This is a genomic window from Oceaniradius stylonematis, from assembly GCF_965223445.1.
Taxonomy (GTDB): Bacteria; Pseudomonadota; Alphaproteobacteria; order Rhizobiales; family Rhizobiaceae; genus Roseitalea; species Roseitalea stylonematis.
The window spans coordinates 1,327,473-1,350,274 of the sequence record NZ_OZ244994.1 but is presented as its reverse complement, the minus strand read 5'-3'; the positions used below and the strand labels follow the sequence as shown (position 1 = coordinate 1,350,274).

At 66.4% G+C, this 22,802-nt stretch carries 21 protein-coding genes; 12 read left to right on the top strand and 9 right to left on the bottom strand.

Going from position 1 to position 22,802, the window contains the following annotated elements; translation table 11 throughout:
• Positions 1-46: 46 nt before the first annotated feature.
• Positions 47-826: a histidinol-phosphatase gene (gene hisN / locus ACOQOU_RS06720; RefSeq protein WP_375567792.1), complete on the top strand. Its 780-nt coding sequence runs from the start codon at positions 47-49 to the stop codon at positions 824-826.
• Between the two features lie 3 nt (positions 827-829).
• Here the strand turns inward: hisN and ACOQOU_RS06715 are convergent, their stop codons facing one another.
• Together ACOQOU_RS06715 and ACOQOU_RS06710 are read right to left on the bottom strand one after the other, a co-directional pair.
• Entirely contained in the window at positions 830-1,777 is a 948-nt protein-coding gene (locus ACOQOU_RS06715) for an alpha/beta fold hydrolase (protein ID WP_306025017.1), read from the bottom strand.
• 156 nt (positions 1,778-1,933) lie between these two features.
• The gene (locus ACOQOU_RS06710) at positions 1,934-2,347 is read right to left on the bottom strand and encodes a hypothetical protein (protein ID WP_147393293.1); all 414 of its coding nucleotides are present in this window, start codon (positions 2,345-2,347) and stop codon (positions 1,934-1,936) included.
• A gap of 326 nt (positions 2,348-2,673) precedes the next feature.
• Here ACOQOU_RS06710 and ACOQOU_RS06705 point away from each other — a divergent pair, with 326 nt between their 5' ends.
• On the top strand, positions 2,674-3,144 hold the full coding sequence (locus ACOQOU_RS06705) for an Hsp20 family protein (protein ID WP_306025018.1): 471 nt from the start codon (positions 2,674-2,676) through the stop codon (positions 3,142-3,144).
• A gap of 111 nt (positions 3,145-3,255) precedes the next feature.
• Here the strand turns inward: ACOQOU_RS06705 and ACOQOU_RS06700 are convergent, their stop codons facing one another.
• From ACOQOU_RS06700 to ACOQOU_RS06680, 5 genes are all read right to left on the bottom strand, one after another.
• On the bottom strand, positions 3,256-3,873 hold the full coding sequence (locus tag ACOQOU_RS06700; RefSeq protein WP_420578856.1) for a DoxX family protein: 618 nt from the start codon (positions 3,871-3,873) through the stop codon (positions 3,256-3,258).
• Positions 3,851-4,660, bottom strand: a complete 810-nt coding sequence (locus tag ACOQOU_RS06695) for a DNA-binding domain-containing protein (RefSeq protein WP_306025020.1) — start codon at positions 4,658-4,660, stop codon at positions 3,851-3,853. The genes ACOQOU_RS06700 and ACOQOU_RS06695 overlap by 23 nt, the downstream gene beginning before the upstream one ends.
• Positions 4,644-5,612, bottom strand: coding sequence for a DUF692 domain-containing protein (locus ACOQOU_RS06690; RefSeq protein ID WP_306025021.1), 969 nt, complete (start codon positions 5,610-5,612; stop codon positions 4,644-4,646). The genes ACOQOU_RS06695 and ACOQOU_RS06690 overlap by 17 nt, the downstream gene beginning before the upstream one ends.
• A 41-nt stretch (positions 5,613-5,653) precedes the next feature.
• Positions 5,654-5,962 carry a DUF2282 domain-containing protein gene (locus tag ACOQOU_RS06685; RefSeq protein WP_109768607.1) on the bottom strand — a complete coding sequence of 103 codons (309 nt, stop codon included), beginning with the start codon at positions 5,960-5,962 and terminating at the stop codon, positions 5,654-5,656.
• Between the two features lie 137 nt (positions 5,963-6,099).
• Entirely contained in the window at positions 6,100-7,152 is a 1,053-nt protein-coding gene (locus tag ACOQOU_RS06680) for a threonine aldolase family protein (RefSeq protein ID WP_306025022.1), read from the bottom strand.
• A 353-nt stretch (positions 7,153-7,505) separates the two neighbouring features.
• Between ACOQOU_RS06680 and gltB the strand changes: the two genes are divergently transcribed.
• The 7 genes from gltB to ACOQOU_RS06645 all read left to right on the top strand — a co-directional run bounded on the left by gltB (position 7,506) and on the right by ACOQOU_RS06645 (position 15,503).
• Positions 7,506-12,248 (top strand): glutamate synthase large subunit, encoded by a 4,743-nt coding sequence (gene gltB / locus ACOQOU_RS06675; RefSeq protein WP_306025023.1) that lies wholly within the window; start codon positions 7,506-7,508, stop codon positions 12,246-12,248.
• A 4-nt stretch (positions 12,249-12,252) separates the two neighbouring features.
• Positions 12,253-12,576: a heavy metal-binding domain-containing protein gene (locus tag ACOQOU_RS06670; protein ID WP_109768608.1), complete on the top strand. Its 324-nt coding sequence runs from the start codon at positions 12,253-12,255 to the stop codon at positions 12,574-12,576.
• 59 nt (positions 12,577-12,635) lie between these two features.
• Positions 12,636-12,899 (top strand): antitoxin, encoded by a 264-nt coding sequence (locus ACOQOU_RS06665; RefSeq protein ID WP_109768609.1) that lies wholly within the window; start codon positions 12,636-12,638, stop codon positions 12,897-12,899.
• Between the two features lie 20 nt (positions 12,900-12,919).
• Entirely contained in the window at positions 12,920-13,315 is a 396-nt protein-coding gene (locus ACOQOU_RS06660; RefSeq protein ID WP_306025024.1) for a type II toxin-antitoxin system VapC family toxin, read from the top strand.
• Positions 13,316-13,339: 24 nt separating this feature from the next.
• On the top strand, positions 13,340-14,800 hold the full coding sequence (locus tag ACOQOU_RS06655; protein ID WP_109768611.1) for a glutamate synthase subunit beta: 1,461 nt from the start codon (positions 13,340-13,342) through the stop codon (positions 14,798-14,800).
• 130 nt (positions 14,801-14,930) lie between these two features.
• Positions 14,931-15,128, top strand: a complete 198-nt coding sequence (locus ACOQOU_RS06650; RefSeq protein ID WP_109768612.1) for a CTP synthetase — start codon at positions 14,931-14,933, stop codon at positions 15,126-15,128.
• 114 nt (positions 15,129-15,242) lie between these two features.
• Complete coding sequence (locus tag ACOQOU_RS06645; RefSeq protein WP_109768613.1) at positions 15,243-15,503, top strand: DUF2312 domain-containing protein; 261 nt, start codon at positions 15,243-15,245, stop codon at positions 15,501-15,503.
• A gap of 13 nt (positions 15,504-15,516) precedes the next feature.
• Here the strand turns inward: ACOQOU_RS06645 and ACOQOU_RS06640 are convergent, their stop codons facing one another.
• Together ACOQOU_RS06640 and ACOQOU_RS06635 are read right to left on the bottom strand one after the other, a co-directional pair.
• Positions 15,517-17,418 (bottom strand): DUF882 domain-containing protein, encoded by a 1,902-nt coding sequence (locus tag ACOQOU_RS06640; RefSeq protein WP_306025025.1) that lies wholly within the window; start codon positions 17,416-17,418, stop codon positions 15,517-15,519.
• A 353-nt stretch (positions 17,419-17,771) separates the two neighbouring features.
• On the bottom strand, positions 17,772-19,289 hold the full coding sequence (locus tag ACOQOU_RS06635; RefSeq protein WP_306025026.1) for a sigma-54-dependent transcriptional regulator: 1,518 nt from the start codon (positions 19,287-19,289) through the stop codon (positions 17,772-17,774).
• A 136-nt stretch (positions 19,290-19,425) separates the two neighbouring features.
• Here ACOQOU_RS06635 and ACOQOU_RS06630 point away from each other — a divergent pair, with 136 nt between their 5' ends.
• From ACOQOU_RS06630 to ACOQOU_RS06620, 3 genes are all read left to right on the top strand, one after another.
• Positions 19,426-21,276: a M3 family oligoendopeptidase gene (locus ACOQOU_RS06630; protein ID WP_109768615.1), complete on the top strand. Its 1,851-nt coding sequence runs from the start codon at positions 19,426-19,428 to the stop codon at positions 21,274-21,276.
• Positions 21,273-22,178 (top strand): heme-dependent oxidative N-demethylase family protein, encoded by a 906-nt coding sequence (locus ACOQOU_RS06625; protein ID WP_306025027.1) that lies wholly within the window; start codon positions 21,273-21,275, stop codon positions 22,176-22,178. Before ACOQOU_RS06630 ends, ACOQOU_RS06625 begins: the two co-directional genes overlap by 4 nt.
• A 67-nt stretch (positions 22,179-22,245) precedes the next feature.
• Entirely contained in the window at positions 22,246-22,668 is a 423-nt protein-coding gene (locus ACOQOU_RS06620) for a hypothetical protein (protein WP_147393294.1), read from the top strand.
• Positions 22,669-22,802 lie beyond the last annotated feature (134 nt).

Genomic DNA, 22,802 nt, shown 5'->3' with positions numbered 1-22,802 from the left:
GCGCAAATCTTTCGCAATTGCGAAATAGCAGGTGATCCACATGACAATGACGCTGCCCGACCGGGCATTTCTCGAACAACTTGCGCGGGCGGCGGCGGCCGAGACCCTGCCGCGTTTTCGCATGGCCGGCGCGGTCGCCAACAAGCTGGGCGAGGGGTTCGACCCGGTGACCGAGGCGGACCGGGCCGCGGAAGCGGCGATCCGGGCGCTGATCGGCGCACATCATCCCGATCACGGCATCATCGGCGAGGAATATGGCAGCGAGGGCGAGGACCGAAGCCATGTCTGGGTGATCGACCCGATCGATGGCACGCGGGCCTACATTTCCGGCCTGCCGGTCTGGGGCACGCTTGTCGGACTGACGGTCGATGGCGTTGCACGGAGCGGCTTCATGCATCAGCCCTTCACGGATGAATTGTTCGTTGCCGACGGAAGCGGGACCTTTCTGCTGCGCGGCGGCGCCGATCCGCAGGCGCTGGAGACGCGCAAAGGAAAATCGCCTGGCGATGCGACGCTCTTCACCACCACGCCGGCCCTCTATGAGGGCGCCGGGCGCGAGGCCTATGACCGTCTCGAAGCGGCAGTCCGCCTGCCGCGCTATGGCTGCGACTGCTACGGCTTTGCCATGGTGGCCGCGGGCCATGCGGACATCGCCATCGAACCCGGCCTTGCGCCCTACGACATCTGCGCGCTGATCCCGCTGATCGAGCAGGCCGGCGGCGTCGTCACGCGCTGGGACGGCGGCCGCGCCGAACAGGGGGGCGACGTGATCGCCGCCGGCTCGGCCGAACTGCATGAAGCCGCGCTGGAGCTGCTCGACGCCTGACGATCAGGCGCCGCCGCCGGGGACGAACGCGTCGAAGGCGGCGAAGAACTGGTCGCGGTAGCGGTCCGCCTCCTGCATGAGTTCGTGGCGGGCGCCGGCGATGGTGATCAGCGATCCGGCGCGGATGCGGCGCGCATAGGCTTCGGCGGCGGTTGACGAAACGACGCGTTCGGCGCCGGCGGCCACCAGCAGCACCGGTATGCGGATGGACGCCATGTGGGCCGGGTCGTGTACGGCGGCAATCGCCCTTGCCGCCGCGCGCAGCCACCCGGCGGTGATCGCGCCGAGACCCAGCCCCCTGTCGGGGTCGAGAATGGCCTTGTTGCGCGCAAAGCGCGCCGCGTCGCTGGTCAGCTTGTTGGTCTCCAGCCGCAGCGCCGTGATGCCGCGCGGGCCGGCGCCGATATAGGTTCGGCCGAGGCCGCAATAGCACATCGCACCGGCCGCGACCGACAGAAAGCCGGGCGGCGGGCCTTCCTCGGACAGGCCCAGAAAGGGCGCGGACATGACCATGCGCTCGATGCGGTTGGCCATCATCGGCGCCGTCAGCAGCGCGATCAGCGCGCCCATCGAATGGGCGAGCGTGAAGAAGGGCGGGCGCGTCTCGGGCAGGATCGCGGTCGAGAACACCTGGTCGAGATCGGTCGCGTATTGCGAGAAATCGTCGACATAGCCGCGCCTGGCATCGCGGAAGAAGCGCGTCGAACGGCCTTGGCCGCGCCAGTCGAAAGTGCCCACGTCGAAGCCCCGGCCGACAAGGCCGGCGATCGTCTCGGCATATTTCTCGATGCATTCATTGCGCCCGTGCAGCAGCACGATCGTGCCCTTGCATGGCGCGATGTCCGTGCGAAAGACGGCAAAGCGCAGGTCGAAGCCGTCATCGGTGCGCGTAAAACCCTGCCGGTAGGGTTCGGGGCAGGGATTGCCATCGAAGGGGACCAGTACGTTCACATCCGACCGCGGGTTTGGCTGCAGATTGGCGATGCGCCCCTGATATGGTCCGGTCCGGACAAGGTCAAAGAAAATCCGGAGGCGCCGGGCTGGCGCCTCCGGTGTCGAACCGGGCAGGAAGGGACGTTGCAGCCCGGCCGATCGGTGTCTTCGGGATCAGTTGAAGCCGAAGGAAAAAGTCACGCCGCCGCGTTGCTGATGCTGAAAGGGCTGGCGATGGCGAGGCGCGTGATAGACGGGCTGAAGCAGCCGGCGGCGGACGATGTGGCCGTTGCGCGGGTCGATCTTCAGGGCGACAACGCCGCGGCGGCCGAGCGCACGGGCGCGCCAATAGCCGTTGCGGAAGTGGACCCGGTGCACGTCGCGATAGCCGCGCCGGTAAAGGCTGCGGACGACCGCGCGGCGCGGCATGGCATGGCGCTCGCCATAGTGCCGGCGGTGGCCGACCGTCTGGATGTCGATCTGCGCGGACGCGGCCGGCGGCGCGTGGATCGGCCGCGCCTCTGCGGGTGCGGTGGCGCCAAGCGCGGTGGCGGCGATGATGCCGGCGGCAAGAAGGGGGGCTTTCATGATGCCGGTCTCCTTTCTGGTTTGGACCATGATGGGCACTGTTGTGCTTTTCTTCGTTGTGTCTCCCGGTACAACTTGCTCCCACCATGCATCGGCACGGCTGAACGCACGCGGAAGCGCCCGTTCATCTGCCGTTCATGTCCGGTTAACCTTGGGAAGAGGGGAGGCGGGCGGCGCCACTGGGCGCAGCCCTTGAAGCGGAAATTCCCGCTCACCATATTCGGGGAGCAGGCGCCAGAAGGGCCTGCCGGCCATCAGCCAGACACGCCGATCCGGGTGTTTGCGGCCGCATATCGTTCAATGTTGCTCACTGGAGGACAGAACCCATGCGACACGTCGATTTTTCCCCCCTTTACCGCTCCACCGTCGGTTTCGACCGGCTGTTCACGATGCTCGATTCGCTCGGTCAGCCCGAAAACGGCCAGACCTATCCCCCCTACAATATTGAGCGGACCGGCGAGAACGCCTACCGCATCACCATGGCGGTGGCCGGCTTTGCCGAAGACGATCTGACGATCGAAGCCAAGGCCAATGTCCTGAAAGTGGCCGGCGCCAAGGCCGAGGACGCGCAGGACGACAGCCGTGAAGTGCTGCATCGCGGCATTGCTTCGCGCGCCTTCGAGCGCCGCTTCCAGCTTGCCGACTATGTGGAAGTGAAGGGCGCCGAACTGGAAAACGGCCTTCTGCACATCGATCTGGAGCGCGAAATCCCCGACTCGATGAAACCGCGCAAGATCGAGATCGCCAAGGGCAATGGCGCTTCGACTCCCCAGATCGAAGCGAAAGCCCAGAACTAAGGCCTTTCAATCAGTCCGCATCGGACCTTACGCGCGGGCCTCGCACCCCGCGCGCACGGTTCGCCAGACCGCCGGCGGCCTCCCTCGCCGGCGGTTTTTTCATGTCTGAAATCAGCGGAAACGCCTGGCCAACAAATGGTCGAGCGACAATTTGCCCGGTCCCCTGACGACGATCAGAGCCAGGATGAACACCCACATCAGGCGCTGGTCGAAGACGATCGCGTCCGGCAGCCTGTCGAACATGGACCCGACGAACCGGCCCTCAAGGCCGTGGAAGGCGATGTCCACATAGCTCTGGACGATCACGAAAAAGATCATGCCGAGCGCGGCGATGCGGCTGAACAGGCCGATGACGATCATGATCGGCAAGAGTATCTCGGTCCACGTGCCCAAGAGCACGATCAGATGCCATGGAAAGAAGGGGATGGCGGAGATATCGCCGCCATACTGGTCCATGATCGGCGGCAGGATCGATGCGTAGGCGCCGAGCGACGGGCTGAGAAAACCGAAGATGCCGTCGCCGAGCTTCTGCCAGCCCGAATTGAGGTAGTAGAGCAGCAGCACGCTGGCGAAGGCGAAGCGCGCGGCAAAGCCGGTGAACCAGCCCGCCGTGGCGCGTTCGACGGCGGAAAAGACGCCATGATGCAGCCGCACGATCAGGCCGATCACGCCGCCTCCGGTTGAAGGCGTGGGCGCGCGGGCGTCCTCATTGGCAAAATCGGTCATCATCCCCTCCATTGTCCGGTGCCGCGACGGCGGCGAACGCGCCGGCCGACAAGAGCGCCGTCAGGGCGCCGTTCAGGTCGAAAGCCGGGTCGGTTTCAAGCGCAAGGCCGGCGGCCTCGCCTAGCGTCGATCCGCCGGCGAGCGCGTCCGCGAACCGCGCCGCGGCCGGCGTCAGATGCGTCACGGTCACCTTGTCGGCGGGCCGGGTGACGAGGATCGCCTCGGCTTCGGACATGTCGACGGGCGCAAGATCCATAAGGTCGCGGTTCATCGAAACGATTCGGAACACGGGGAATGGCGAGGCGATGACGGCGAACGCCGGATGGGCGGCAAAGCGCGCGTCGGCGATCCTTTCCGGCGGGATCGCGGCGAGCCTTGCCGGTTCGAGCGGATCGGCATCGGCGGCGTGATAGGCGGTCAGCCAGGCGCGTTCGGCGCGGGCGACGTCAGCCAGATAGGGCAGCGGCCGCGCGGGATCGAAGGCGGCGATGAAACCTGGAAAATCCTCGCCGTACCGGAACAGGAGCGGCGATGTGGGCGGGCTGGCGCGGACATGCTCGCGGGCCATGGCGCGGAAGAAGTTTTCCCCGGTCAGCTTGAGAACGGCGGGAAAGATGTCGGCGAGCGCGTCGATCAGGCTGACGGTGACATTGTTGCGGTAGACATTGTAGCGCTTGACCGCGCCCTTGCCGTTCGGGCCAGTGACATGGGGCGGGGCGGCCCGCTCGGGGTCGAGCAGGCCGGCCGAAAAGGCCGCGGTGTCGATGGCGGGTTCAGGCAGGGGCGGCATGGCGCACCTTCGGTGCCGACCGGGCATGGCGGCGCAGGATGGCGTTGGCGCTTTCGGCCTCGGCGCGCAGCACCGGCCATTCGGGCAGATCGCTGTCCCATTCGACCAGCGTCGGGATCGGCCCGGTCCGGGCGATCACCTCTTCATAGAGCGTCCAGACGGGATCGGCGACGGGGCGGTCGTGGCTGTCGATCAGAAGCAGCGCGCCCTCATCGTCCTCCTGCTCGGTGTGGCCGGCGAGATGGATTTCGCCGACATGGGTCAGCGGGAAGGCGGCCAGATAGTCGCGCGCCGAATAGCCGTGATTGGTGGCCGAGACGAAAACGTTGTTGACGTCGAGCAGAAGGCCGCATCCGGTGCGCGCGACAATGGCGGCAAGGAAATCGGTCTCGCTCATCGTCGAATTGTCGAACAGCACGTAGGTCGCCGGGTTTTCCAGCAGCATGCGCCGGCCGGTGACCTCCTGCATGCGGTCGACATGGTCGCACACATGGTCGAGCGTTGCGGCGGTGTAGGGCAGCGGCAGAAGATCGTTGAGGAACATGTCCTCGTGCGTCGACCAGGCCAGATGTTCGGAGATCAGGCCGGGCTCGTAGCGGTCGCACAGCGCCGCAAAGCGGGCGAGATGGTCTTCGCCGAGCGGCCTGGGGCCGCCGATCGACATGCACACGCCGTGCAGCGACAGGGGGAAGTCGCGGCGGACGCGCTCGAGGGTCCGGTGCGGCGGGCCGCCATCGCCCATGTAGTTTTCCGCATGGACTTCCAGAAAGCCGACCGAGCCGGGATCGTCGAGGATCGCGATAAGATGGCCGGGCTTGAAGCCGACGCCGGCCGAGGCCGGAACAGCGCCTTTAATGGCGGCGGGTGAGTCTGCCGCGAACCGGTCCGAAGGCGCATGGCGGTGCGTCTTCGAGGCGGCGCCCTGAGGCGCGAGGGGGCTGGCGTTCGTCATGACGGCGCTCTCCGGTTCGCGGCAGATCGGTTGCGTTCGGCTTATGCCGGCAGGTCGCGGTCGAGCGCTTCCAGCGAGCCCATGCGGTCGCCCGGCAGTTCCATCGAGGCGCAGGTGCCCTCGGGGACATAGGTCCAGGCATTGCCCTGATAGTCGACGGTGGAGGTGCCCTGGCAGGTGGTGCCGGGGCCGGCGGCGCAGTCGTTCTCGCCGGCCAGCGAAACGCCGTAGCACTTCTCGTTGGCGGCATGGGCGTCGGAAACGCCGGCCAGGTTGACGCCGGCAACGGCGGCGGCGACGGCACCGGCCAGAACGGCGCCCGAAAGAACGGTCTTTGTTGCTTTGGACATGGATATCTCCCTTGAGGAACCAGATGACCGGCACAGCGCCGGACGGCCCGACGCTCACAGAAGCGCCGATCAATGGGAAATCAACGGGCCGTTATCCAGGCTCACTTCGCTGTGAGGCGACCGTGAGCGCGGTGGCCCTAACCGGCAAGCGCGACGTCCAGCGCGGCCACGTCCGCGTCGGTGGTGGCAAACGACGCGACAAGGCGGATCATCGCCTCGTCTTCGCCGACCAGATGGTGCTCTGCGCGCGGCGGTTGCCAGTGGCTGAATTGCGCGCCTTTTTCCGCCAGCGCATCGACGGCCTCTTTGGGGCCGACCGCGAACACTTCGTTGCCCTGCGGCTGCCAGGCGAGCCGGAACCGGTTGCGCGCGGCGATGATGCCGGCGACCCGCGCGCCCATCCGGTTGGCGTGGGCGGCCATCTCCAGCCACAGACCGTCGGCGAAATAGGCCTCGAACTGCGCCGACACGAAGCGCGCCTTGGAGGCAATATGGCCGGCGCGTTTGCGCAGATAGTCCATCTGGCGGCCATGGTCGGGATTGAAGACCAGCACCGCTTCGGCGCACCAGCAGCCATTCTTGGTTCCGCCGAAGGAGACGATGTCCACGCCGCGTTTCCAGGTCATCTCGGCCGGCGTGCAGCCGAGCGCGACGACCGCATTGGCAAAGCGCGCGCCGTCCATGTGCAGCGGCACGCCGTGGCCGTGGGCGACATCGGCGATGGCGCCGATCGTATCGAGATCGTAGGCGGTGCCGGCCTCGGTCAGCTGGCTGACGGATACCGCCTGCACCTGCCCGGCATTGAGCCCGCCATCCTCGATCAGGCCGATTGCCGTTTCCAGCGAGGCGGCGTCGAAGCGCCCCAGTTCACCGTCAACGCTCTCAAGACGGGTGCCGGCGGCGAAGAACTCCGGCGCGCCGCATTCGTCGACGCGGATGTGCGCCTCCGAATGGCACAGGACGACGCCGCCCGGCCGGGCGACGGCGGACAGGGCGAGCGCATTGGCCGCCGTGCCGGTGCCGACATAATGGACCGCGACATCGGTCTCGAAAATGTCGCGGAATGTCTGTTCCACCTGGAGATCGAAGTCGCTGCCGCCATTGGCCTTGACGAAACCGCCATTGCGGCGGGCCAGATTGTCGGCGATGGCGGGATGGGCGCCGGCCCAGTTGTCGGAGGCAAAGTGCATGGTGGCGGCGGGTCCTGAGGCGGGTTGCGTGTGGCGTTTCATCGCGCAGAACCGCTCTGGCTGCAATTGTTGCCGCGCGACCTTGTGAAATGTGGCGAAATCTGCCATAAATTAGGGCAGCAATGCTGTCCTATTATGGCCTGCATCCCGGCAAGCCGCCGGTCGCGGGCCGAAAACGTGCCCGGACGAATGCCGGGCCCTGTCCGAAATGGCGATGGAGCTGATCGCGCTACCGGCCTGATCCGGTGACGGAAACGCCCGACGCCGCTCTCGGCGGACCGAACCGGACAACATCTGCCGCAGATTGATGCGCGTAATGCGGACCATCGCAGACGCGAACCGGAGGGATGAAGATGACGAAGATGACGCCATCGCGCGATTTCGACCGGTCGGTGCCGGCTCGCAAGATCGATGCCCGCCGGACAGCGAACACCGACACCAAGACGTCAAAACCCCGTTCGGGCCTGCCCGCCGCGCAGGGCCTTTACGATCCGCGCAACGAGCATGATGCGTGCGGCGTCGGCTTCGTCGCCCACATGAAGGGCGAAAAGTCGCATGCCATCGTCGCCGACGGTCTGGCGATGCTGGAAAACCTCACCCACCGGGGCGCCGTCGGCGCCGATCCGCTGATGGGCGACGGCGCCGGCATGCTGGTGCAGATCCCCGACGCATTCTTCCGCGCCGTTCTGGCCGAACAGGGCACCGACCTGCCGAAGACGGGCGATTACGCGGTGGCGCATGTGTTCATGCCGCAGGACGATGCGCTGCGCGCCCATTGTGTGAACATCATCCGCGAGGCTGCCGCCGCCGAAGGCGTCGAGGTCATCGCGCTGCGCGACGTTCCGGTCGACAATGCATCGCTGTCGAAAGACCCCGACATCGCCGCCAGCGAACCGGTCCATGTGCAGGTCTTTTTCGCCCGGCCCGAGGGCCTTGACGAGGACACGTTCGAGCGGCGGCTTTTCATCCTGCGCAAGGTGATGTCGAACCGCGTCTATGGCGAGACCGACGGCCGCGACAACGGGTTCTACATCGTGTCGCTGTCGTCGCGGACGATCGTCTACAAGGGCATGTTCCTGGCCTATCAGCTCGGCGCCTATTACGACGATCTGCGCGATCCTCGCTTCGAGAGCGCGGTGGCGCTCGTCCATCAGCGCTTTTCCACCAACACCTTCCCGTCCTGGAAGCTGTCGCACCCCTACCGGATGGTCGCGCACAATGGCGAGATCAACACGCTGCGCGGCAACGTCAACTGGATGGCCGCGCGCCAGGCGTCGGTCGCCTCGCCGCTGTTCGGCGATGAGATCGAAAAGATCTGGCCGATCTCCTATGAGGGCCAGTCCGACACGGCGTGCTTCGACAACGCGCTCGAATTCCTGGTGCAGGGCGGATATTCGATGGCCCATGCGGTGATGATGCTGATCCCGGAAGCCTGGGCCGGCAACACGCTGATGAGCGACGAGCGCAAGGCGTTCTACGAATACCATGCCTGCCTGATGGAGCCCTGGGACGGGCCGGCGGCGGTCGCCTTCACCGACGGACGGCAGATCGGCGCGACGCTCGACCGCAACGGGCTCAGGCCCGCGCGCTACATCGTCACCGACGACGACCGGGTGATCATGGCGTCGGAAGCGGGCGTCATCACCGTTCCGGAAGAAAACGTCGTCACCAAATGGCGGCTGCAGCCGGGCAAGATGCTGCTGATCGACATGGACAAGGGCCGGATCGTCTCCGATGAGGAGATCAAGCACGAGATGGCGTCCATGCACCCCTATCGCGGCTGGGTGGAAAGCACGCAGATCATCCTCGAAGACCTCGATCCGGTGCCGGTGCGGCCGATGCGCGACGATGTCACGCTGCTCGATAAGCAGCAGGCGTTCGGCTACACCCAGGAAGACACCAAGATCCTGATGGCGCCGATGGCAACCACCGGCCAGGAAGCGATCGGTTCGATGGGCACCGACACGCCGATCTCGGCGATGAGCGACAAGTCGAAGCTGCTCTACACCTACTTCAAGCAGAACTTCGCCCAGGTCACCAACCCGCCGATCGACCCGATCCGCGAGGAACTGGTGATGAGCCTGGTCTCGTTCATCGGTCCGCGCCCGAACATCTTCGATCTGGAAGGCAATGCGGCGCGCAAGCGGCTTGAGGTGCGCCAGCCGATCCTGACCAATGTCGATCTCGAAAAGGTGCGCTCGATCGGCCATTCCGAGGATTTGTTCGACACCAAGACGCTGGATACGACCTATCCGGTCGAACAGGGCGCGGCAGGCATGAAGGCGGCGCTCGAACGGCTGTGCGAGCGCGCCGAAAAAGTCGTCCATATGGGCTACAACATCATCATCCTGTCGGACCGCCGGGTCGGGCCGGACCGGATCGCGATTCCGGCGCTCCTGGCAACGGCGGCCGTGCATCATTCGCTGATCCGCAAGGGCCTGCGGACATCGGTGGGCCTCGTCGTCGAATCGGGCGAGCCGCGCGAGGTGCACCATTTCTGCTGCCTGGCCGGCTATGGCGCCGAGGCGATCAACCCCTATCTGGCCTTCGACACGCTGGCCGAGATGCATGCTCGCGGCGAGTTTCCGCCCGAGGTCGACCAGTATGAGGTGGTCGGGCGCTACATCAAGTCGATCGGCAAGGGCATCTTGAAGGTCATGTCCAAGATGGGCATCTCGACCTATCAGTCCTATTGCGGCGCGCAGATCTTCGACGCGGTCGGCCTGTCGACGGCGTTCGTGAACGAATACTTCTTCGGCACGGCAACGACGATCGAGGGCGTCGGCCTTGACGAGATCGCCGCCGAGACGGTCAAGCGCCATGCGCGCGCCTTTTCCGACGACCCGGTGCTGCGCACCGCGCTCGATGTGGGCGGCGAATACATGTACCGCGTCCGCGGCGAGGAGCATGTCTGGACGCCGGACGCGGTTGCATCGCTGCAGCACGCCGTGCGCAAGGATTCGCGCGAGGAATACCGCGAATTCGCCGCCTCGGTGAACGATGAGAGCGCGCGGGCCAAGACCATTCGCGGCCTGTTCAAAATCCGCACGGCCGACGATCTGGGGATCGACGCGGTGCCGCTGGACGAGGTCGAGCCGGCCAGCGAGATCGTCAAGCGCTTTTCGACGGGCGCGATGAGCTTCGGTTCGATCAGCCGGGAAGCGCACACCACTCTCGCCAGGGCGATGAACGCGATCGGCGGAAAGTCGAACACGGGCGAGGGCGGCGAAGAGCCGGACCGGTTCCTGCCGCTGCCCGACGGCACCAGGAACCCCGAGCGCTCGGCGATCAAGCAGGTCGCTTCGGGCCGGTTCGGCGTGACGACGGAATATCTGGTCAATTCCGACATGATCCAGATCAAGGTCGCCCAGGGCGCCAAGCCCGGCGAGGGCGGCCAGTTGCCCGGCCACAAGGTGGACGCGACGATCGCCAAGACGCGGCATTCGACGCCCGGGGTCGGCCTGATCTCGCCGCCGCCGCACCATGACATCTATTCGATCGAGGATCTGGCGCAGCTCATCTACGATCTGAAGAACGTCAACGAGCGGGCGGACATCTCCGTCAAGCTGGTCTCGGAAGTCGGCGTCGGCACGGTCGCTGCGGGCGTCGCCAAGGCGCGCGCCGACCACATCACCATCTCCGGCTATGATGGCGGCACCGGCGCGTCGCCGCTGACCTCGCTCAAGCATGCGGGATCGCCGTGGGAGATGGGCCTTGCCGAAACGCACCAGACGCTGGTGCTTAACGGGCTGCGCTCGCGCATCGCCCTGCAGGTCGATGGCGGGTTGAAGACCGGCCGTGACGTGGTGATCGGCGCGCTTCTTGGCGCCGACGAGTTCGGCTTTTCGACCGCGCCCCTGATCGCGGCGGGCTGCATCATGATGCGCAAGTGCCACCTCAACACCTGCCCGGTGGGCGTTGCGACGCAGGACCCGGTTCTGCGCAAGCGCTTCAAGGGCACGCCCGAGCATGTGATCAACTATTTCTTCTACGTCGCCGAGGAAGTGCGCGAACTGATGGCGGCGATGGGCGTGCGCACGCTGAACGAACTGATCGGCCAGACAGACCGGCTCGAACAGAAGCCATTGGTCGATCACTGGAAGGCGCACGGGCTCGATTTCTCCGGCATCTTCCACAAGCCCGAGGCGCCGAAAGAAGCCATCCATTGGACGCAGCGGCAGAACCATCCGATCCAGGACATTCTGGACCGCAAGCTTATCGAAGACGCGGAAATGGCGCTGCAGAGCCGTCAGCCGGTCCAAATTGCCGAGCAGATTCGCAACACCGACCGGTCGACCGGCGCGATGCTGTCGGGCGAGGTCGCCAAGCGCTTCGGCCACAAGGGGCTGCGCGAGGACACGATCGCTGTGACCTTCACCGGCACGGCCGGCCAGTCCTTCGGCGCGTTCCTGGCGGCCGGCATCAGCTTCGACCTGATCGGCGACGGCAACGACTATGTCGGCAAGGGCCTTTGCGGCGGCCGCATCGTTGTGCGTCCGCCCGACAACACGCGCATCACGCCGGAAGACTCGATCATCGTCGGCAACACGGTTCTCTATGGCGCGATCCAGGGCGAAGCCTATTTCCGCGGCGTTGCCGGCGAGCGCTTCGCGGTGCGCAATTCGGGCGCGGTCGCGGTGGTCGAGGGCGTCGGCGACCATGGCTGCGAATACATGACCGGCGGCGTCGTCGTCGTCATCGGCCAGACGGGCCGCAATTTCGCGGCCGGCATGAGCGGCGGGGTCGCCTATGTGCTCGACGAGGACGGCACGTTCGAGACGCGCTGCAACATGGCGATGGTCGAGCTGGAGCCGGTGCCGGAGGAGGACGACATCCTCGAAAAGCTGCACCATCATGGCGGCGATCTGGCCCACAAGGGCCGCGTCGATGTGACGGGCGACATGACCCGGCACGACGAGGAGCGCCTGTTCCAGCTGATCAGCAACCACAAGCGCCACACCGGATCGACGCGGGCGGCGGAGATCATCGACAACTGGGAGGCCTTCCGGCCGAAGTTCCGCAAGGTGATGCCGGTCGAATACCGCCGCGCGCTCGAAGAGATGGAACGCATGCGCATGAACGTTGCGGCGGAGTGAGACGATGATCATCAGCACCACCAACACGATAGAGGGCCGGCAGGTGGCCGCCTACAAGGGTGTCGTCACGGGCGAAGCCATTTTGGGCGCCAATGTGTTCCGCGATTTTCTCGCCGGCATTCGCGACATTGTCGGCGGCCGGTCCGGCGCCTACGAGAAATCGCTGCGCGAGGCGCGCGAGATCGCCTTCGGCGAACTGACCCAGGAGGCCGAGCGGCTGGGCGCGAACGCCGTGATCGGCGTCGATATCGACTATGAGAACATCACCGCCGGCTCGGGCACCATGCTGATGGTGTCGGTGTCCGGCACGGCGGTGGTTCTGGGGTGATGCTGTTGGATGGTCGTTCTGACATATGCTATGATATATGCCAGAATGAGGTGCGGGCGATGAACGAACATGTCAAAAGCGCTGATGAACGCTTGGCAAGGCTGTTCCGCAACGGCCGGAGCCAGGCTGTTCGGATTCCGAAGGAGTTTGAGTTTGCGGGCGATGAGCTCATCTTGACGCGTCAGCCGGACGGATCACTCTTGCTTCGGCAAGCGCAAACCGCAGGTCTGTTGGATTATCTGCGTACCGCCGAGCCTTGGCACGGGGACGACTTTCTTGCAGGCATCGACGATATGCCGCCGCTCGATGACGTCGAGCTCTAGAGCGTTTTTAGGCACCGGTTTTGGCATATCTACTCGATACCAACGTGATCTCCGCGCTTGTTCGGAACCCGCAAGGTGCCGTCGCCCAAAAAATTGCAGACGTCGGCGAGGATCGCGTTTTCACGAGCTCGATTGTGTCGAGCGAGGTCTATTTCAGCGTCGACAAGAATGGCAATGACGAGCTTCGAGGCAAGGTCAACCGGATCATGGCGCGTTTGTATATCGCCGCATTTCAGCCGCCTGCCGACAGCTGCTATGCGAAGCTTCGGGCAAGCATGGAGCGTGCGGGACGCAGCGTGACGCCCAATGACTACTTCATTGCGGCGCACGCCGTGTCGCTCGACGCGGTGCTTGTCTCCGGCGATCGCGCATTCGCGCATGTGCCGGATCTGAAACTTGAAAACTGGCTCGACTGACGAGCGCAAACGACTGGAACGACAATGGGCAAGGTAACGGGTTTTCTGGAGATCGACCGGCAGGTGGCCAAATATGAGCCTGCCTCGGACCGGATTCGCCATTTCAAGGAATTCACGATCCCGCTGGAGGATGCCGAGGTCGTCAAGCAGGCCGCGCGCTGCATGGATTGCGGCATTCCCTATTGCCACGGGCCGCAGGGCTGCCCGATCCACAACCAGATCCCGGACTGGAACGATCTGGTCTATAACAACAATTGGGAAGAGGCGATCCGCAACCTACACTCGACCAACAACTTCCCCGAATTCACCGGGCGCATCTGTCCGGCGCCGTGCGAGGAAGCCTGCACGCTGAACCTCGAGGACGTGCCCGTGGCGATCAAGACGATCGAGCAGGCGCTCGCCGACAAGGCCTACGAGATGGGCTATGTGCGGCCCTATCCCCCGTCCGAGAAGACCGGCAAGCGCGTCGCGGTGATCGGATCGGGGCCTGCCGGAATGGCCGCCGCCCAGCAGCTTGGCCGGGCCGGACACGATGTCCATGTCTTCGAGCGCGAGGCGAAGATCGGCGGGCTGATGCGCTACGGCATTCCCGACTTCAAGATGGAAAAGCACTTCATCGACCGGCGCGTCGAACAGATGGAAGGCGAGGGCGTGACGTTCCATACGGGCGTCAATGTCGGAGTCGACAAGACCGTGGCCGATCTCAAGGCCCAGTTCGATGCGGTGATCTATTGCGGCGGTTCGGAACGGCCGCGCGATGCGGGCATTCCCGGCGACGACCTTGAGGGCGTGCATCCGGCGATGAACTATCTGGTCCAGCAGAACAAGCGGGTGGGCAAGGAGCAGAGCATCGATTCGGTTGCCTGGCCGTCGGAACCGGTTGTGGCCGGCGGCAAGCATGTCGTCGTCGTCGGCGGCGGCGACACGGCGTCTGACTGTATCGGCACCGCCTTCCGCCAGGGCGCGGTCAAGGTCACCCAGCTCGATATCCGGCCCGAGCCGCCGGAGAAGGAAGACAAGCTGACCGTCTGGCCGTTCTGGGCGACCAAGATGCGCACCTCCTCGTCGCAGGCCGAAGGCGCCGAGCGCGAGTTCCAGATCGCAACGCTCGAATTCGTCGGCGAGGACGGCAGGCTGACCCACGTCAAATGCTGCGAGGTGGACGAAAAGCGCCAGCCGGTCGCCGGCACGGAATTCTTCATCCGCGCCGATCTCGCCTTCATCGCGATCGGCTTTGCCGGTCCGTTGGAGCATACCGGTGTGGTCGCCGAACTGGGCGATGCGCTGGCGATGGACACCGACCGCCGTGGCGGCCGCTCGGTGCATGCCAACGATCGCGACTACCGCACGAGCGTCGACGATCTTTATGTCGCGGGCGACGCGCGGCGGGGCCAGTCGCTTGTCGTCTGGGCGATCCGTGAGGGCCGGCAGGCGGCCCGCGCCGTCGACGAGGCGCTGATGGGATCGAGCGTGCTGCCGCGCTGATTGGTTGGCGCTAGGGTCCTGACCCTAAGTCCTTTGGCTGAAATCGAAAGAGCCGTTGCTTTAGATCAATGAAGCGGCTCCGGCGGCACACGACATTGCCGCCGACCGATCGCGCCACAGGAGAGGTGTCATGTTCTCGCTCAGGTTCGCAGCCTATCTGCTCATCGCGCCGGTGCTCGCCGGCAGCTTCATCGTCGCCTTGTTGACCGTTGACATGTTCGAAGCCTCCTACATTTCGATTGCCGCCATTGCCGGTGCCGTGCTTGGCATTCCGGCCGCATGGTGGCTGGCCAACAAGCTCGACAAGCTGATCCAGCCCAGAGCCTGACCGCCGCGCGGACGCCGCGCGCCAGCATGTTGTGAACAAGGCCCTGTCCGGTTGACGCTTCCTGCGGGATGCGGCAATCGGACGGGGCTTTTGTCTGTGATGGAGTGCTGAGGCATGTCGGACGTCCATGGTGTCGCGCGCGATCATTTGCGCGCCTTCGTCGAGCGCATCGAACGGCTCGAGGAGGAGAAGAAGACGATCGCCGACGACATCAAGGACGTCTATGCGGAAGCCAAGGCGAACGGCTTCGACACCAAGGCGCTGCGCAAGATCGTCGCCATCCGCAAGCAGGACCAGAACGAGCGGCTCGAGCAGGAAGCGGTTCTGGACACCTACATGGCCGCTCTCGGCATGCTGAACACGCCGGACGAATAGCCGCGCAAATGCGTCAGTTGGTGGCCGGGATCTGCAGTTGCAGGGGCCGACCGTCGCCGCCGCCCTGGCCGCCATCGAAGCGCGCCACGGCGAGGAACGTCACCGCATTGCCCGTCAGCCGGCTCGGATCGGGCGGCGGTGCCTTCGAAAAGCCGGCGGTGTAGACCGCATCGGGCGCGTCCCGCGTGGCGTTTCTGAGAAATTCCGGACGCTCGGTGGGCCGGCCCTCGGCAGTGACCGAGGCGACCGAAACCGTCCAGTCGCCGAACCGGGCCGGATCGATCCGGTCGGCGGGCACCACAGGTACGGTGGGCGGCTGCACCGATACGGCATCGCGTGCCGAGGGGCGCGCCGATTTGGCCGTCGTCGTAACGCCCGTGTCGAGCGCTGCGGCAAGGATGGCATCTTCGTCCGCACGATCGGGGCGCGGCGCGGGGATCGCGATGCGGCCGCCGCGTCCGGTCGTGTCTTCGCTGTCGTCGCTTGCCGACACTGCGGCCGGCGCAGGCGCGGTCGGCGGGACCATCGGCTCGACGGGCGCATAGGCGGCCAGTTGGGTGAGCGGATCGGCCGCTTGCGAGGCGTCTGCCGGGCGCGGTGCGGGGGCCGGCAATGCGGCCAGCAATGTCGGGGCTTCGCCCGCCACCGGTGCGGGTGCGGTACCGGCCTCCGCTGCTGCCAGCAGGGCCACGGCCTGGTCGCCGGCGGGTCTGGCGGCGATGGCAGGCCGGTCGCGCGGGACGGGCGGGGTCAGCGAGGCAAGAAGGGTTGCCGGACCATCGGGTTCGGCGGGCGCGGGCGCTGGCGGCGGTGCCGCGGGCGCAACAACCGGCGCTGGCGCGGATGCCGCTGCGGCAGGTGGCTGTGCCGGCTGCGGATCGCCGACCCGGACACCGGGGATCAGCGCGCGCGGTACAGGAAGGCGCAGGCCGACCGTGCTGGTCGCCGCTGGCGGCGTCTCGGGCGCCTGCGGTGCGGCTGCGATCGTTGCGGGCGCAACGGCGGCGGGTGCAACGGGCTGCGGCACGGCGCGCGGAGCCGCGGCGGGACGCGGCAGATCGCGTCCGGAAAGCGCGGCCAGCGCGGTTCCCGGTGTCTCCGGTGCCGCCTGGCGGCGCGACGGCGCGGAAGGCTGCGACGCGCCGGCCGAGGCGCCGTCGTCATTGTCGCGGCCAAACAGATTGGCCAGCAGGTTGCCGCCGCCACCGCTGCTGCCGCGCTCGCTGTCGCCGCCACCGCTGCGGCGGGTGCGGCCGAAGGTGGGCGGCTGGCCCGAGCGTTCGCGGGCATTGTAGGCGGCGAGCGCCTGCTGATAGCCGGGCAGGCGCCGGCCGTCGGGCGGCAGGTGCAGCGTCTTGCCGTCGGGGAACAGGCGCGTGAGTTCCGATCGGCTCATGCGCGGCCAGGCGCGGACACTGCCCGTGTCCAGATGCACGAACGGTGTTGCCGATTTCGGGTAGTAGCCGACGCCGCCTCCCTGCAGCTTGAAGCCCAGTTCGCGCAGCTTGCGGGTGGGCACGCCGGGAATGAAGAAGTCCATCGCCTTGCCGAGCGTATGCTGGCTCTTGCGGGCCTGGCCGCCGCGCGTGCGGCGCAGCATCGAATTGGTCGCCGGCGACCGGTAGGCGGAGACGACGTGGATGTAATCGCGCGCGCCCGACGCCTGATAGACCTCCCAGACGAGGTCGAACAGTTCGGGATCCATGTTGGTCGGCTCGTTGCGCCGGTGGTCGCGCAGGAAGCGGTTGAGCTTGTTGAGCCCGCTGCGCACATAGCTTCCGTTGCGCTTGAAGGTGATCTCGGCGCGTTCGCCGGTGTGGGTGAAATAGAGTTTGAGCGTGCGCGTTTCGGCGGCGGCCTGGGCCGGCGCGAGCACGGCGCCGGCGGCGACAATGAACATGAGCGCAAGCGCCACGGATCGAAGCTCGCGCAGCCTGTCAGCCCGGTTTGCCCGCCATTGTCGTCCGGTGAGGCTCAAAGCGCACCAATCCGTCTTGTCCCGGCGCCCGGACATCCGCCCGTGACGCGTCCCTGGACGCTACCCGCAACGTGGTTAACCGCTCCTTATCGTCTCCTGCCATCTTGCCGGACGCAAATCAACGCCCTGACCGATGGGAGAGCCGGCCGGAACGGAAGGCGCGGGCTTCCCCGGGCGGTTATGTCCGACCCAAATGCGGTGGAAGCGTGGCAAAACGGCCATAGCGGCCCGGTTCGGGCCGGCTTGGTTACCGATGCGTTAAGGCATGGTTCGGCCCGGCCGCGTCGCGATCAGTGGCGCGGTTCGCCGATCCCGTATTCGCGGAGCTTGCGATAGAGCGTCGACCGGCCGATGCCCAGGCGCCGGGCGATCTCGCTCATCTGGCCGTCATAATGGCCGAGCGCATGGGCGATCACATCGGCCTCGATGTCGCTGAGCGCGCGGGCGTGATTGTCGGCATCGAGGAGCGGCAGCCGATGCGGGTCCGTATCGGGCTGCCATTGCCGGTCAGCGCCGTTGCCGGTGTCCGGCGCGGCGGGCACCGCATCGTTCGGCGCGGGAACCAGCAGCCTGTTCGGTGCGGTCTGGCGCGGCGCCGCCGCCTGGCGCACCGGATCGAACTGGGCCGTGATGTGGGCGAAATCGGCGGTGTCGAGCGTGCCGCTGTCGCTGAGGACGATCGCGCGGAACAGTTCGTTCTCCAGCTGGCGCACATTGCCCGGCCAGTCATAGCTGCGCAGAACGTCCATCGCCGCGTCGGTGATGACGGGCTCCTGGGCGCGCCCGGCGCGGTGCGCCTGGCGGGCGGCAATATGGGCGACGAGCGCCGGCAGATCGTCGGCGCGCGCGCGCAGCGACGGCGTCAGGATCGGAAACACGTTCAGCCGGTAATAGAGATCCTCGCGGAAGCGACCCTCCCGGACGGCGGCGATCAGGTCGCGGTTGGTGGCCGAAATCAGCCGCACATCGACCGTGCGCCCGGCGCGGGCGCCGACCGGCTCGACATGGCCGTCCTGGATGGCGCGCAGCAGCTTGACCTGTGCGGCCAGCGGCAATTCGCCGATCTCGTCGAGGAACAGCGTGCCGCCATCGGCCTCGACGAACTTTCCGGTGTGTTTTTCGGTGGCGCCGGTGAAGGCGCCCTTTTCGTGGCCGAACAGGATGGATTCGACCAGATTGTCGGGGATGGCGCCGCAATTGACGATCACCAGAGGCCGTCCGGCGCGCGGGCCCTTGGCCGCGATCGCGCGGGCGACCAGTTCCTTGCCGGTCCCCGATTCACCCTCGATCAGAACGGGAATGTCGCTCGACGACGCCTTCTTGATCAGCCGGCGGACCCGTTCCATCTCGCGGCCGTCGCCGACCAGTTCCACCGGCACCGGCTTGAGGCGGGCCCTTCCGCGTGCGGCCGTTTCGGCTGGCGCCAGATTGGTGCGGGCGACCTTGACCGCGTCGCGCACGGTCTTGGCGAGCCGTTCCGGGGCGACCGGCTTGACCAGGAAATCGAAGGCGCCCGCGCGCATCGCGCTGATCGCCACGTCGATGCTGCCCTGGGCCGTCTGGACGATGACCGGGACATCCGCGCCGCGCTCGCGCAGCGATTTGAGTACCGCGATGCCGTCCATGTCGGGCATCACCAGATCGAGCACCATCGCATCGACCGGTTCGGCATCGGCGCCGGCCAGCCGGTCGAGCGCCGACGGTCCGTCGCCATAGGTCGTCACCGACAGGCCGTCACGCGTCAGCGCGGCCTCGGCGAGGCGGCGCTGGACCGGATCGTCGTCGACGATGACAATGGTGGATGTCATGGCTTGCACTGTCGGTTTGGCGGCCTAGAGTCCCGCCCGATGATGATGGTTCGCAATGCGCCAAGCTGACACAGCGCCGTTGCGATAGCGCTAAGACAGACCGGCGCATTTGATGCAAATTGGAAGAGGACACGCAATGGCCGTATCAGGCTTGATCGGACGGGAACGCCAAAACGCGGCACCGGAGCAGAGCGTCGAACAAGGCCGCGATGCCGATCTGGGCGATCTGCCCACATGGCGTCTGTCGGACCTTTATGCGGCGATGGACAGCGCCGAGCTCCACGCCGATCTGGACCGGTCGGCAAGCGAGGCGAAGGCGTTTTCGGAGCGCTGGAAGGGCAGGCTGGAAGACGCGGCTCGCGCCGGAACGCTCGGTGAGGCGATCGAGGCATTCGAGGCGCTCGAAGACCTTCTGGGACGCATCGCCTCCTATGCGGGGCTGCTTTACGCCACCGACACGTCCGATGAGGCGCGGGCCAAGTTCTATGGCGACATCCAGCAGCATCTGACCGAGGTATCGACGCATCTATTGTTCTTCTCGCTGGAGATGAACCGGATCGATGAGGCGGTGCTGGACGCGGCCTACGCGAAGAGCGACACGCTCGCCCGCTACAAGCCCTGGATCGACGATCTGCGGCTGGAAAAGCCCTACCAGCTCGAGGACAGGATCGAGCAGCTCTTCCTTGAAAAATCGGTCACGTCGTCGGCCGCCTTCCAGCGCCTTTTCGACGAGACGATGACCGGGTTGCGCTTTGACGTGGGAGGCGAGGAACTGCCGCTCGAACCGGTGCTGACGAAGATGCAGGATGCCGACCGCAGCGTGCGCCGGCAGGCGTTCGAGGCGCTCGCGCAGACCTTTGGCGGCCATGCGCGCACCTTCACTCTGATCACCAACACGCTGGCCAAGGACAAGGACATTTCGGACCGCTGGCGCGGCTTTGAGGATGTCGCCGATGCGCGCCATCTGGCCAACCGGGTCGAACGCGAGGTGGTCGATGCGCTGGTCGCCTCGGTGCGCGACAGTTTCCCGCGCATCTCGCACCGCTACTACGCCATGAAGGCGCGGTGGCTGGGCACCGACATGATGGATGCCTGGGACCGCAACGCGCCCTTGCCCGACACGCCGCAGGCGGTGATCGGCTGGAACCGCGCGCGGCAGATCGTGCTCGATGCCTATGCCGGGTTCTCGCCGGACATGGCCGGCATCGCGCAGCGCTTCTTCGACGAGGGCTGGATCGATGCGCCGACCACGCCCGGCAAGTCGCCCGGCGCCTTTGCCCATCCCACCGTGCCGTCGGCGCACCCTTACGTGCTGCTCAACTATCAGGGCAAGCCGCGCGACGTGATGACGCTGGCGCACGAACTGGGCCATGGCGTGCACCAGGTGCTGGCCGCCGGGCAGGGCGCGCTGATGGCGCAGACGCCGCTGACGCTGGCCGAGACCGCCTCGGTCTTCGGCGAGATGCTGACCTTCCGGTCCATGCTCGACGCGACCGACGATCCCGTCGAGCGCAAGGCGATGCTGGCGCAGAAGGCCGAGGACATGATCAACACGGTGATCCGGCAGATCGCCTTCTACATGTTCGAGCGCAAGGTGCACGAGGCGCGGCGCGCGGGCGAACTGACCACCGCGCAGATCGGCCAGTTCTGGCTCGAGGTGCAGGGCGAGAGCCTGGGCCCGGCGATCCGGCTCAATGAGGGGTACGAGCTGTTCTGGACCTATGTCCCGCACTTCATCCGCTCGCCCTTCTACGTCTATGCCTATGCGTTCGGCGATTGCCTGGTGAACTCGCTCTATGCGGTCTACCAGAACGCGCAAAGCGGCTTTCAGGAGGCCTATTTCGACATGCTGCGGGCCGGCGGCTCCAAGCGGCATGGCGAACTGCTGGCGCCGTTCGGGCTCGATGCGTCCGATCCGGGGTTCTGGGCCAAGGGGCTCGGCGTGATCGAGGGCATCATCGACGAGTTGGAGGCGATGGACCGGTGAACGCGCCGCCCCGCGCCGGCACGTTTGCGCGCAACGGCTATGCCGAGGCGTTCACCATCGGGCTCAGACCGCTGACCGATTCCGCCGCCTGGCTCACGCCGGACACGCGCCTTGCCGCCAATCTGGCCGAAAAGGACGCGCTGATCGCGGCGCGGCGCGGCGATGTGTTCCGGGCGCGCGACGACACGCTGGCCGCCCAGACCGAGGCGCTGCGCCTTCTCGCCGGTCACCTGCCGGCCGCCTTCCCCGACGTCTATCGGCGGGACGGGGCGGATATCGCGATCGGCGGTACGGACAAGGCCGTGCGGATCGACGAACACGATCCGGCACCGCTTTTGACCGCCTCGCGCCTCGTCGCCGACGATCTGGTCTTGATGCGCAAGCATGACGATGGCTGGCGGCTGGTTGCGGCAAGCCTGTGCTTTCCGTCCTACTGGTCCCTCGCCGAGAAATTCGACCGGCCGCTGGCGGCGATTCATGCGCCGGTGCCCGGTTTCGCCGCCGGCACGCGCAATGCGGCGCTGATCGAGCGCATGTTCGACAATCTCAAGCCGGGCACCGTCGTCGGACGGTCCAACTGGTCGGTGCACGACAATGGCGGCCTGTTTCGCCCGCAGCCGCACCCGTCGCACCTGTTCGCCGGCGAGGACGACATGGCGACGTTGGCGAAAATGCATCTGCGCAGCGAGGACCAGACGCTGCGCAAGCTGCCGGAGACGGGCGACATGCTGTTCACGATCCGCGTCGCCACCGATCCGATGGCCGGCATTTTCGAGCATGAGGGACTGGCCGCGTCGCTCGCCGCGCGCTTGCGGGCGCTGGACGCCGCCGAGCGCGACTATAAGGGGCTGCAGTCCGGGCGCGATCTTCTGGCCGATTGGCTGGAGCGCGGCGGTCCATAAAGCGGGTTCCGTCTTCTCCGCCATTGTCATAAGTTGGCACAGACGGGGCAAGAATGGAGAGTTGGCCATGGGTTCAACTGTGATGAGGGCGCGCGGGTCCGGTCCGGCCCGGGCGCTGAGGTTTCTGGCGGTGGCAGCAGGCGCGGTGGCGTTGGCCGGCTGCACGATTGCAGCGCCCGGCGGCGGCGGCAGCGTGCGGGCGCCGTCAAGCGCCGGCATCATCGATGGCGCATGGGGCGATACGGGCGGCGTCGCAACGGCAAGCCTGACAAACGGGCGCTTCGTCAGCGTCGCCAACGACACCGGCAACCGTGTCGCGGAAGGCACCTATGTCTACACCAGCCGCGAATCGGTCGCGCTCGACTATTTCTCGCTTCTGCGGCAGACGCGCATCCGCGCCAACTGCGTGCTTGCGAACCCGACGACGCTGAACTGCACCAACGACAGCGGCCAGCAGTTCCAGCTCGTTCGCAGCGCCGCCGTTTCCTGAGGCGCGCGCCGGCCCGCATTCAGGCTGCGCAATCGGGTTCGTTTTGGTTCGGCATCGGCGCCGAAAGCCGTTGACGCGCCCGTCAAATGGCTGTCACATAGCTTTCGGACAAGCCGTGGCGGTGCGCCTCGGCG

Bases quoted from the DNA above. Each gene is read 5' to 3' on its own strand.
- ACOQOU_RS06650 (WP_109768612.1), top strand. From the start codon at position 14,931: ATGTTCTCGCTCAGGTTCGCAGCCTATCTGCTCATCGCGCCGGTGCTC.
- ACOQOU_RS06620 (WP_147393294.1), top strand. From the start codon at position 22,246: ATGGGTTCAACTGTGATGAGGGCGCGCGGGTCCGGTCCGGCCCGGGCG.
- ACOQOU_RS06695 (WP_306025020.1), bottom strand. From the start codon at position 4,660: ATGCCGCCCCTGCCTGAACCCGCCATCGACACCGCGGCCTTTTCGGCC.
- ACOQOU_RS06655 (WP_109768611.1), top strand. From the start codon at position 13,340: ATGGGCAAGGTAACGGGTTTTCTGGAGATCGACCGGCAGGTGGCCAAA.
- ACOQOU_RS06700 (WP_420578856.1), bottom strand. From the start codon at position 3,873: ATGATGACCGATTTTGCCAATGAGGACGCCCGCGCGCCCACGCCTTCA.
- ACOQOU_RS06705 (WP_306025018.1), top strand. From the start codon at position 2,674: ATGCGACACGTCGATTTTTCCCCCCTTTACCGCTCCACCGTCGGTTTC.
- ACOQOU_RS06685 (WP_109768607.1), bottom strand. From the start codon at position 5,962: ATGTCCAAAGCAACAAAGACCGTTCTTTCGGGCGCCGTTCTGGCCGGT.
- ACOQOU_RS06670 (WP_109768608.1), top strand. From the start codon at position 12,253: ATGATCATCAGCACCACCAACACGATAGAGGGCCGGCAGGTGGCCGCC.
- ACOQOU_RS06645 (WP_109768613.1), top strand. From the start codon at position 15,243: ATGTCGGACGTCCATGGTGTCGCGCGCGATCATTTGCGCGCCTTCGTC.
- ACOQOU_RS06690 (WP_306025021.1), bottom strand. From the start codon at position 5,612: ATGACGAACGCCAGCCCCCTCGCGCCTCAGGGCGCCGCCTCGAAGACG.
- ACOQOU_RS06710 (WP_147393293.1), bottom strand. From the start codon at position 2,347: ATGAAAGCCCCCCTTCTTGCCGCCGGCATCATCGCCGCCACCGCGCTT.
- ACOQOU_RS06635 (WP_306025026.1), bottom strand. From the start codon at position 19,289: ATGACATCCACCATTGTCATCGTCGACGACGATCCGGTCCAGCGCCGC.
- ACOQOU_RS06665 (WP_109768609.1), top strand. From the start codon at position 12,636: ATGAACGAACATGTCAAAAGCGCTGATGAACGCTTGGCAAGGCTGTTC.
- ACOQOU_RS06680 (WP_306025022.1), bottom strand. From the start codon at position 7,152: ATGCACTTTGCCTCCGACAACTGGGCCGGCGCCCATCCCGCCATCGCC.
- ACOQOU_RS06630 (WP_109768615.1), top strand. From the start codon at position 19,426: ATGGCCGTATCAGGCTTGATCGGACGGGAACGCCAAAACGCGGCACCG.
- gltB (WP_306025023.1), top strand. From the start codon at position 7,506: ATGACGAAGATGACGCCATCGCGCGATTTCGACCGGTCGGTGCCGGCT.
- hisN (WP_375567792.1), top strand. From the start codon at position 47: ATGACGCTGCCCGACCGGGCATTTCTCGAACAACTTGCGCGGGCGGCG.